General features: G+C 70.6%; 8 protein-coding genes. 6 read left to right on the forward strand and 2 right to left on the reverse strand.

From position 1 onward, the window contains the following. The first annotated feature begins 326 nt into the window (after positions 1-326). Positions 327-602, forward strand: coding sequence for a hypothetical protein (locus tag AB0I51_RS47705; protein ID WP_362985691.1), 276 nt, complete (start codon positions 327-329; stop codon positions 600-602). 1,051 nt (positions 603-1,653) lie between these two features. Here AB0I51_RS47705 and AB0I51_RS47710 read toward each other — a convergent pair. Beyond that, complete coding sequence (locus tag AB0I51_RS47710; protein ID WP_362985693.1) at positions 1,654-2,700, reverse strand: hypothetical protein; 1,047 nt, start codon at positions 2,698-2,700, stop codon at positions 1,654-1,656. A gap of 192 nt (positions 2,701-2,892) precedes the next feature. On the opposite strand from AB0I51_RS47710, the gene AB0I51_RS47715 reads away from it, so the two are divergent. The 5 genes from AB0I51_RS47715 to AB0I51_RS47735 all read left to right on the forward strand — a co-directional run bounded on the left by AB0I51_RS47715 (position 2,893) and on the right by AB0I51_RS47735 (position 6,403). Next, positions 2,893-3,156, forward strand: a complete 264-nt coding sequence (locus AB0I51_RS47715; protein WP_362985695.1) for a helix-turn-helix transcriptional regulator — start codon at positions 2,893-2,895, stop codon at positions 3,154-3,156. A gap of 169 nt (positions 3,157-3,325) precedes the next feature. Continuing rightward, positions 3,326-4,180: a DUF6083 domain-containing protein gene (locus AB0I51_RS47720; RefSeq protein WP_362985697.1), complete on the forward strand. Its 855-nt coding sequence runs from the start codon at positions 3,326-3,328 to the stop codon at positions 4,178-4,180. After that, positions 4,177-4,659, forward strand: coding sequence for a hypothetical protein (locus tag AB0I51_RS47725; protein WP_362985699.1), 483 nt, complete (start codon positions 4,177-4,179; stop codon positions 4,657-4,659). Before AB0I51_RS47720 ends, AB0I51_RS47725 begins: the two co-directional genes overlap by 4 nt. Beyond that, a complete protein-coding gene (locus AB0I51_RS47730; RefSeq protein WP_362985701.1) occupies positions 4,656-6,116 on the forward strand; it encodes a UvrD-helicase domain-containing protein in 1,461 nt (486 codons plus the stop codon). The genes AB0I51_RS47725 and AB0I51_RS47730 overlap by 4 nt, the downstream gene beginning before the upstream one ends. Further along, a complete protein-coding gene (locus AB0I51_RS47735) occupies positions 6,113-6,403 on the forward strand; it encodes a hypothetical protein (protein WP_362985703.1) in 291 nt (96 codons plus the stop codon). The genes AB0I51_RS47730 and AB0I51_RS47735 overlap by 4 nt, the downstream gene beginning before the upstream one ends. A gap of 96 nt (positions 6,404-6,499) precedes the next feature. Here the strand turns inward: AB0I51_RS47735 and AB0I51_RS47740 are convergent, their stop codons facing one another. Continuing rightward, the gene (locus AB0I51_RS47740) at positions 6,500-8,890 is read right to left on the reverse strand and encodes a Helicase associated domain protein (RefSeq protein ID WP_362985705.1); all 2,391 of its coding nucleotides are present in this window, start codon (positions 8,888-8,890) and stop codon (positions 6,500-6,502) included. Between the last annotated feature and the right edge of the window lie 412 nt (positions 8,891-9,302).

A 9,302-nucleotide genomic window follows, 5' to 3' on the forward strand; every position in this document is an offset into this window, starting at 1 on the left:
TTCTCTCATGCCCGCGACCGCACCCGAACCTCCGTCCAGATGATCACCCGCGCCGCATTACCTCGAACGAGATCCGGTTTGCCACAACGCACTAAGGCGAGTGGCGGAGGCGTTCGGTAGCCTCCGCGCTATCTGGACGGCCGAGGAGCGCTACGCCGGGTTCCTGGAAGAGCTGGCCGAGGCGGGATAGTCCTGCACCGCTCGCTCGTGAGGCGCGGCCTGCACGGTGTGGAAGCCGCCGAGGGGGCCACCCGAGAACTCCGGCCCTTGCCCATGCGCCCACCGCGTTCATCTCCGGCCAGAACTTCCTGACCGTCGGGGCCTGTATGACTCTGCAGGAGCTCCGTCTGCCGCACCGGGTGGCACTGATCGGCTTCGACGACCTGCCCCTGGCCAGTCCGCTCGAACCGGGCATCGAGGATCACTCCGCCGTCGCACGCCGGGCGTTCACGCCCATTACCGCCGTCGCCCGCAACCTCACCGTGGCGCGGCGCAGGCACCCGCGGCCTGTTCACCGCGGGACCCGGGTCATCGTCGCCCGTCCCGCCAACCGCACCGAGGCCCTGGCCGCCGTCCTCACCCCGGTCTCGACATCGTCCTGACCGCCACCGACCTGGCTACGACCAATGCCGTCCGCGTCGGCAGTACCCGTAGCGGCTGCTCCCGCTGCGGTGAACAGCTCATGCGCACTGTCATGCCGATGTACTTGCACCGGGCACACGGCTGAGGCGGCAGCGAAGCAAGCGGTGGGGGATGCCCCTCCGGAACGAAGATGCGGTCGGTTTCCGGGCGTCGGAGGATAGGAAGATCCGCCTGCGGTGCCTTGGCGGTGGAAACCAGGACTGCGCGCAATCCTGGCTGGCTGTGCTGACCTGCGACGAGGTCCACCTTCCGGTGATCGTCGCGGCTGGTGTCCCAGGTAGGCGGGGAAAACCGGAGAGGTCTTCCGCCTATGCCGACATGGCCTATGGCGGCCCTTCGGCGGTGCGCGCCGTTCGCCCAGCGGGACGGGGTCCTCAAGAGGTGTGCAGCTACCTGTTTCGGTGTTGCCGATGCCGCACTTCTCCGTTGGCGATCATGATGGAGTGATCAGACAACGCGGTGTGGCAGTCCTCGCACACCGTCTTGATCCAGCCTCCTGCGTCGTCGTTGCGCCGTCGGCGGCGGCCAGGGCTTCCGCAGAACTCGCAGGTCGTCGCGGACTGCTCCTCAGCTGCAGTGAGCAGGCTTCGGACCTCGGGGCGTACGGGAGCAGATGAGGCGCTGATGTGGATGCGGACCGCGCCGAGCTTTTCCTTCACGTCATGGATGCGGTAGTCCGGCTCAAAGGCAAGCAGTCACGTGTGCAGTCGCAGGAGCAGGGAGCGCCATCCAGGTCCGACCGCTCGCAGTCGATCTGGCAGCTGACGAGCAGGGGGTTCGCTTCCGATGTGGTGACCTTGCACGTATCCATCCTCGTTTCTTCGGGCGCGGACTCCAGCCGCGCAGGGAACTCCTCGGCGCTCACGGCCACCGGCAGATCTTTCTCCGGTTTCCCAGCCGTCCCGGCAGTGGGTGCCATCTCTGTCCCACCGGATGAGTGCGTTCGAGGATCTGCGAGTGCGGCCCGGAGACAGGAGGCCCTGGCCAGGCATACGGACCACCGTGCCCCTTTTACGTGCCGGCCCCGTGGGCGGCGTCTTTGCTGAGCGGGGAGTGTACGGGCAGCTCCCACCGGATCTCGCCGCTGTCGTGATGGCGGTGCCAGGCGGTCACGTGGCGGGTGTGGACCAGCTGGTCGAGGAGGTCCTCCAGCTGCTGGAGCGGCTGCCCGCACTGGCGTGTGAGGACATCGGGCTCACCTCCGCCAGCCCCGGCAGCGCTGTTGGCCGCCAGGGCAAGCGAGGCCAGCTGCAGGGCGGAGGGCAGGGCGGGCGGGATGGCCAGCGGGGTGGGGTGCAGGGCCCATTGGGCGGCGCGGATGCGTGCGGTGCGTCCGGGGTCCTGGTGAAGGACGGCGGCGTCGAGCAGTTGTGCCTGAACGGGGGAGCCACTGCGCCGGGGGCGGTGCAGCCAGCCGGCGTGCTCCAGTTCGAGCCACAGCTCCGCGCGGTCGTGGAGCCGCATGCCGCGCAGGAACCCGTGGGGCAGGCGGACCTGCCCGTGGCGGTCGGCGCGCAGTGCGCACTGCAGGGCGAGCAGCCGTGCGGCGGGGGAGGAGAAGCGGGGCAGAGCCGTGGCGAGATAGGTGAGCATTTCGCGCACGCGTCGCTGTTCCGCCGGGCCGAACGGAGGCATGTTGAGCGCGGAGCGCGGCGTGCGGGTGACCGGCTGGGTGCGGTCGGCGGCGAGCAGGGTGGGCGGTACGACGGCGGTGTGGCTCATCGCCGCCGCGCAGGCGGCGCAGGCATCGGCCAGCCGCCACGCTCGGCCGCTGCGGTCGCAGGTCAGGGCGAGCAGGACGGGCCCCGCGCAGCCGCGGTGGCGGGGGTGCCAGTGGCAGCCCCTCGTCCGGCACTGGCAGGTGCGCAGGTGCCCGGGCAGATCGTCGGCGCGGGCGTGGCGCGCCAGATGGGTGAGAGCGGCCGAGCGGGCGGAGGCGGCCGGCAGGACGGGACCGGGTGTGCAGCGCGGACAGGCCAGAGCCGGTCCGCCCGTCTGCGGGCGCAGGTGCACTGTCCAGATGCGCTGCACCGTGGCGTGTGTGCTGGCAAGCCGCATCGGCTCGTTGTCCCCTTCCGGTCCGGTCGGCGCCGGCCTTGTGCGGTGGTCTCCCGGTACGCATGCGGGAGCCGCCCGCACCGTAGTGCAGATCCCTGCACTTGCGCAGGGTGGGTGCCGGTGCCCTCACCTGCACTGATAGTGCAGAAATCCGCACTGACAGGGCAGGTGTCTGCACCGTCGGATGGTGGGGTGACGATCTTGCCGCCCGAACCGGACCGCAACGCCCTGCGTGTGACGCTGGCGCGGCTGAGGAACACGCGCGGGTGGACCTTCGACGAACTCGCCGAGCGCAGTGGCCTGGCCCGGCGCACGCTGATCGACCTCGAACACGGCCGAGCCGCCGGCACCGTCACCACCTGGCACGCCCTCGCGCACGCCTTCGACGTCCCCATCGAGCAGCTGCTCGGCCCGCTCTGCGGCAACCACACCCCGCCCGGATCCAAGGGCGCCTGACCCTGCTCGTCCGCGGCCCGGCACGCGCCGTAAATCACCCGGACCGGCGAACCCGCACAGAACGCACATGCGCCCTACCGTGCTGGTATTCGATATTGCTGGGCCGCCCGGGGGACTGTCCTCCCGCCCGCTCCGCCCTCACGGTGTGCCGCCTGGCACGGTCCTCGCCATGCACCCCAACTCCGCCCCCACCGGCCGCCACTGGGACGGCAGCACCACCACCGTGCCGCTACGCCGTCCACTGCGGGTGGCGGCCACCAGCCCCAGCCGCCTGCTGCGCGCCGGCCAGAGCGGCCGCTGCCACCGCTGCGGCAACCGCACAGACCTCTACCAGCGCGCCGACGGACGTCCCATCGCCCTGCACCCCGCCGAACTGGCCACCGCCCACGTCCCCGCCTCCTGCCGCTGGCACCTGAGCGGCGGCATCGCCCACCCGCACGACGACGGCAGCGCCTGGTGCCGCATCCCGCACGCCGTGCTCTGCCCGCAACGCACGCCCATCTGCCGGATCAGCCGCCCTCTCGCGTCGGCGCGCCGCCAACTCGCCGTACGCACCCGCCGCCTGATCGACACCGGCGCCTTCACCCCCACGACGTCCCCCGCCGGTGCAGCGCCTGCCGACGCCGGCGAGCGCCCGGTCGTGCGGATGCTGCTGGTCCTCTACCTCGCCGACGGCCCCCTGGAGTGCATCCGCTGCGTAGCCCAGACACATCACCGCCGCCGTTGCCCCAGCCCCCTCCTGCTCCCGGACGGCCCGGCCGGATCCTGGAGACAACTGCCCGTCGGCGCCTGGCGCGGCCAACTTCCCCTGCCCGAACAGACGACAGCCGTCTATGACCTCAGCCGGCTGCCCCACGCCGAACAACGGCGCTGGCGCCTCCAGCACTGCCCCGCGCACGCCGCCTCCCACGGAACCGCCGACCTGGCGCCGGCCGGATGGCAGGTCTTCGACCCCCTCCTGCACACCCAGCACCTCCGCACCCGCCTGCCCCACCCACCGGCACACGGCAGCAGGGAGAGATGACGATGCCCCACCATGCCCTGGAAATCCTCCTCACCCGCCCCCTGGCCCCGGCCGAACTCCGCGCCGCCGCCCGCGCACTGCCGCTCGCCGCCAACCACGACACCACCCGCCTCATGACCCTCGTACACGCCCCAACCTCCGGCCGCGCCGCGCACCGGCTGCGCCAGCGCCTCGCTGCGCGCCTCCCCGTGGACGTGATCACCACCCCTTACCCGGACGACGGCGGGCAGGTCCTGCTCAACCTCGCCTTCCCGCCCGCCGCCCACGCCACGATCCGCCGGGCCGCCCACCACGTGGGGCAGAGCCCGGAACTCTTCGTGAAGCTGGCCCTGCACCGGGCGCTGGCCCAGCACGCCAGCGACGAGTCCGACCGCCTCGACCGTGCCGTACACCAACTGCTCGCCAGCACCACGGCCGCGCACCTCCTGGCAGCCGTCGGCCACGCCCTGACCCGCACCCCCGGAGCAGCCCCCGCATGAACCCGACCGACGAACAGGCCGCCGCGGCCGACGCCTTCCACGCCGGCCAGCACCTTGCCCTGCAGGCCGGCGCCGGCACAGGCAAGACCACGACCCTGGCCCTGCTCGCCCGCACCACCAAACGCCGCGGCCGCTACCTCGCCTTCAACCGGGCCATCGCCCAGGACGCCCGCACCCGCTTCCCCGACACCGTCCAGTGCAAGACCGCCCACGCCCTGGCCTACGCGGCCGTCGGCCACCGCTACACACGCCGCCTCAATGCACCCCGCCGCCCAGCCTGGCAGACCGGACAAGCCCTCGGCATCACCAAAGCCCTGCGCGTCGGAGACCGTGAAGTCACCCCAAGGGCCCTCTCCAATGCCACCCTGCGCACCGTCACCCAGTTCTGCCACACCGTGGATGAAGCCATCACACGCCACCATGTCCCCCGTCTGCGCGGTGTGGAAGAGGCCGGCCTGCACGCCCAACTCGCCTCCCACATCGTGCCGTTCGCCCGTAGAGCCTGGGCCGACCTGCAATACCTCGACGACGGCTGCGTCCGTTTCGAGCACGACCACTACCTGAAGATCTGGGCTCTCACCCGGCCGCGCATCCAGACCGACTTCCTGCTCCTGGACGAGGCCCAGGACACCAATCCCGTCGTCGAACAGGTCTTCCTCGGCCAGCGCGACCACGCTCAGCTGGTCATGGTCGGCGACTCCGCCCAGGCCATCTACGACTGGCGCGGCGCCAAAGACGTCATGACCGGCTTCGACGGCACCCAGTTGACCCTGTCCCAGTCCTTCCGCTTCGGTCCCCTCCTCGCCGCGGAGGCCAACCGATGGCTGCACCTGGCCGACGCCCCGCTCCGCCTGACCGGCACCCCCGGCATCCCCACCGAACTCGGCCCCCTCGCCCGGCCCGACGCGGTGCTGTGCCGCACCAACGTCGGCGCCATGGCCCAGGTCATGAACCTGATGACCGCCGGATGCCGCGTCGCTCTAGTCGACGGAGGGGACAGTCTGCGCGCCCTGGCCCAGGCCGCCCGTGACTTGAAAGACGGCCGCCGCACCACCCACCCCGAACTGATCCTGTTCCCCTCCTGGGGCGAACTGCAGGACTACGCCGCTCACGACCCGGCCGGCCGCGACCTGCAGCCCCTGATCGACCTCGTCGACACCCACGGTACCGACGCCATCCTGACCGCTGTCGCCCGGCTCGTGCCCGAGCAGCATGCCCAGGTGACCGTATCGACCACGCACAAAGCGAAAGGCCGCGAATGGCCCCGCGTGACGATCGCAGACGATTTCACCCCGCCCAGGGACACCGACCAGCAGGACGCCGAAGGCCGGCCCGTACCCGGACCCATCGACGACGCAGACGCCCGCCTCGCCTACGTCGCAGTCACCCGTGCCCGCTCCCGACTCGACCTCGGAGGCCTGTCCTGGATCCATGACCATCCTCACGGATCACCATGACCGGCTCCGACGTCCCCCAGCCAAGCCACGAGTGGACGGCCATCTTCAGCATCAAGGCCAGAGCCCTCGAAGGCCTGTACGGCGCTGCCCCCGCAGGAGGACAGCCGACGATCATCCGTAGCAGCGCCCCCACGTCGGCACCCGACGCGATGTGGCGGATGCTGCAGGCACAGAAGTGCGTCGTTCTCTGCACGGGCCTGGCCGGTGACCCCACCGCAGCCGAGATCGGTGCCGCAGCCGCCGGCGGAAAACTCCACGCTGTCCTGGCCCGAGCCCTATTCCACTGACCTCCGTCCGCCCCGTACAGAACGACTCACCGCTCCCGCCCGATAGGACCCGCCCGCGGCCACCCCACCCAGCAGCCCCCGGCGAAGAGCGCCGCCCTACACCCATCGCATCCCCAGCTCGGACAACTCCTCGACCCGCTCGGGCGCGAGCCGGGCGCGGCGGGCGCGGCTGTTGGCGATGAACACCCCCAGCGCGCACGCATCACCCTCAACTTCCTCGACGTGCCGGTGAGGCACCTCCAGGTGTCCCTCCCGCTGCCGGTACTGGCGGGCCGCCGCGAGGTTCGCCACCCATACCTGCGCCCGTGTACGCCGCGGCGCCGCAAGGTCTTTCTCACCGCCCTGCAGCGGCCCGAGCCCGAGCGCTTCCTGCAACAGCCACTGCTGCGCTGCCCCCAGCGTGTCCCACTGACGCCGCTGGGACACCGCCCACTGCCCCAGATCCTCCCCCTGGACCACCAGACACCCCGACTGTTCCGGCAGTGCCTCCCCACTGCGCACATGCAGCCGGGCGAGATGGAAGCACCGCTGCCACGCCACAGACCACGACGGACACCACGACGGGTCGATGCTCTCCAACGCCCGCCGCCGCTGCGCACTCAGCCCAACCGCTCCCTGACCGCCCTTGTCCTGCCGCGCGGCGGCCCGCTGGTTCTTCAACCACAGCCCCACCGGATAGCCCTCCCACATGGCATCGGCCGGCGCCAGCAGATGCCCGTGCTCAGCCGCCCACCCCCGCGCCGCCGACACCCCCTCGGCGAACGCGACCTCGGCGTGCACCCAGATCATGCCGAGCTCATCCAGCTGCCCCACCCGCTCCGCATCCAGCTCCCCGCGGTTGCGCGAACTGCGCTGCCGGGCGATCCACACGCCCAGAGCAAACCCGTCCGGAGTCCGGTACCCGTACGGCACCGCCAGATCACCACGGTCACTGCGGTAGGCGAGCGCAGCAGCCAGACCCCGCCGCCAGAACTGCGTCTCAGGCTGCAGCACACGCAGACTGATGAACGCAGCCAACTGCGACGGGTCCCGGGGCCGGGAGAACGACAACAGCTCCGCAGCAGCCCGGCTCACCTCACCGGATGCCTGAACCGCTCCTCCCGCGGCCTCACCGCCGGCCACCTGGACAGCGGCCAACTGCTCCACAACCTGGGCGTCATGAGCCCTCAACGCCGTGAGCACCTTCACCAGCTCCCCATAGGCCCGAGAGACCAGCATCTCGTCAGGCTGCTCACCCGGCCCGAGGAAGACAGGCACCACCAGGGAAGCGACCTTGCCTTCCCCGGGCTGCATCCGAAGCGCCCGCCCCACCGCCTGGACGACATCGACAGCCGACCCCCGCACATCCGCGAAGACCACCGCATCGCACTCCTTGGTGTCCACCCCCTCACCCAGCACCCGCACAGATGACAGCACCCGCACCCACGCCGCCCCCAGATCACCCTCCGGCTCCAACGCGAACATCTCCAGCACACGCCCCCGGTGCGCCGGCTTGTGTTCCCCGCACAGCCAGTCAGCCCATACCGCGTCCGGCTCCGCATACAGCTGCGGATCGCTCTCCCACAACTCCTTCGCCACCGCGCCGAAACCACTGGAGAACGCCTCAGCCTCACTGGTGCGGTAATGAAACGTCAGCAGCCGCCGCAGCCTCCGCTCCGCGGCAGCCTTCATCACCGCCGTCTGCAACGCCGCCAGCCGCACACCCCGAACCTGTGCCGTCCTCCCCGCGCCCCCTGCCAACTCGACCACCGACAGCCCAGGATCCGCAATGTCGACACACACCACCTGGTACCGCGCGATCAACCCCCGCTCAATCGCCTCCGACAACGACAGCCGATACGCCACCGGACCGAACACGGCCTCGTCATCCATCGACGCAACCAGCTCACCACCCCCCGCCTCCTCACGATCTCCCACCTCCCACAGCCGCGGCGTAGCCGTCATGTACAACCGCCGCAACGCCGGCACCCGCGCATTGTCATGAACCCCCGCCCACGCCTTGCCCAACGCCCCCGACGTCCGGTGCGCCTCGTCCACCACCACCAGGTCCCAGGCGGCCAGCCCCGAACGATGACTCCGCTCCAGGACCCCCAACCCCAACGAGGCGTAGGTGGCAAAGACCGTCACCACCTCCAGACCCGAAACCCACCCCACCAACTCCGCCTCATCGGTGGTGCACCGAAGAACCTGCGCATCCTCGCCCGACAGCGAACAGGCACCGAACATCGGACCCCGGCGCCCCGCCTCCCGCCACACAGACACCGTCTGCGTCAACAGCCCCAGCGTGGGAACCAGCACGAGCACCCGCCGCGCGCGCAGAGCCCGCGCCGCATGCACGGCGATCAGACTCTTGCCCGTTCCGGTAGCGGCGACAACCTGGGCCCGCACGTCACCCGATGACCCTCCGTCAGGAACATGCCCCAAGGCCCGCACCACCGCGTCAACAGCCTCAACCTGATGAGGACGAAGCGTCCACTGAGTCGACACAGCACACCACCTCTCAACCCAGGGGCGCCCGCCGGAGGCACTACCCGCTAAGCGTAGACTTTATCCGCATCCATTTTTGATTGCACCGCCCCGGGAGCGGGCTTCGACCCCACTATGACAGGACCGTCATCAACGCTGTGCGACCTCGGACAAGAAGCCTCCGCCACGAGCGCAGGCAGAGGATAATGCCCACCCCCGACCAGGATGCCGTGTAACCAGCAGCCCGCGTAGCGGGCCAGACTTGGAGGCGAAGCCGGAAAGTCAGAGGCAGGGGAGCGAAGCGGACCTGCCGAACCCGGACTGCGAAGCAGTCCGGTTGATTGGGGCCGAGCGAAGCCGGCCCCAATCAACACTTCCTCATGCAACCCCCGCGAAGCGGGGGTTGCTCTGGGGGAGCGAAGCGAGCCCAGAC

Origin of the sequence: Streptomyces sp. NPDC050549, assembly GCF_040655035.1 — a bacterium.
Taxonomy (GTDB): Bacteria; Actinomycetota; Actinomycetes; order Streptomycetales; family Streptomycetaceae; genus Streptomyces.

What these genes read in the sequence shown, in the direction of transcription:
- AB0I51_RS47705 (WP_362985691.1), top strand. Translation starts at nt 327, where the DNA reads ATGACTCTGCAGGAGCTCCGTCTGCCGCACCGGGTGGCACTGATCGGC.
- AB0I51_RS47710 (WP_362985693.1), bottom strand. Translation starts at nt 2,700, where the DNA reads ATGCGGCTTGCCAGCACACACGCCACGGTGCAGCGCATCTGGACAGTG.
- AB0I51_RS47720 (WP_362985697.1), top strand. Translation starts at nt 3,326, where the DNA reads ATGCACCCCAACTCCGCCCCCACCGGCCGCCACTGGGACGGCAGCACC.
- AB0I51_RS47725 (WP_362985699.1), top strand. Translation starts at nt 4,177, where the DNA reads ATGACGATGCCCCACCATGCCCTGGAAATCCTCCTCACCCGCCCCCTG.
- AB0I51_RS47730 (WP_362985701.1), top strand. Translation starts at nt 4,656, where the DNA reads ATGAACCCGACCGACGAACAGGCCGCCGCGGCCGACGCCTTCCACGCC.
- AB0I51_RS47735 (WP_362985703.1), top strand. Translation starts at nt 6,113, where the DNA reads ATGACCGGCTCCGACGTCCCCCAGCCAAGCCACGAGTGGACGGCCATC.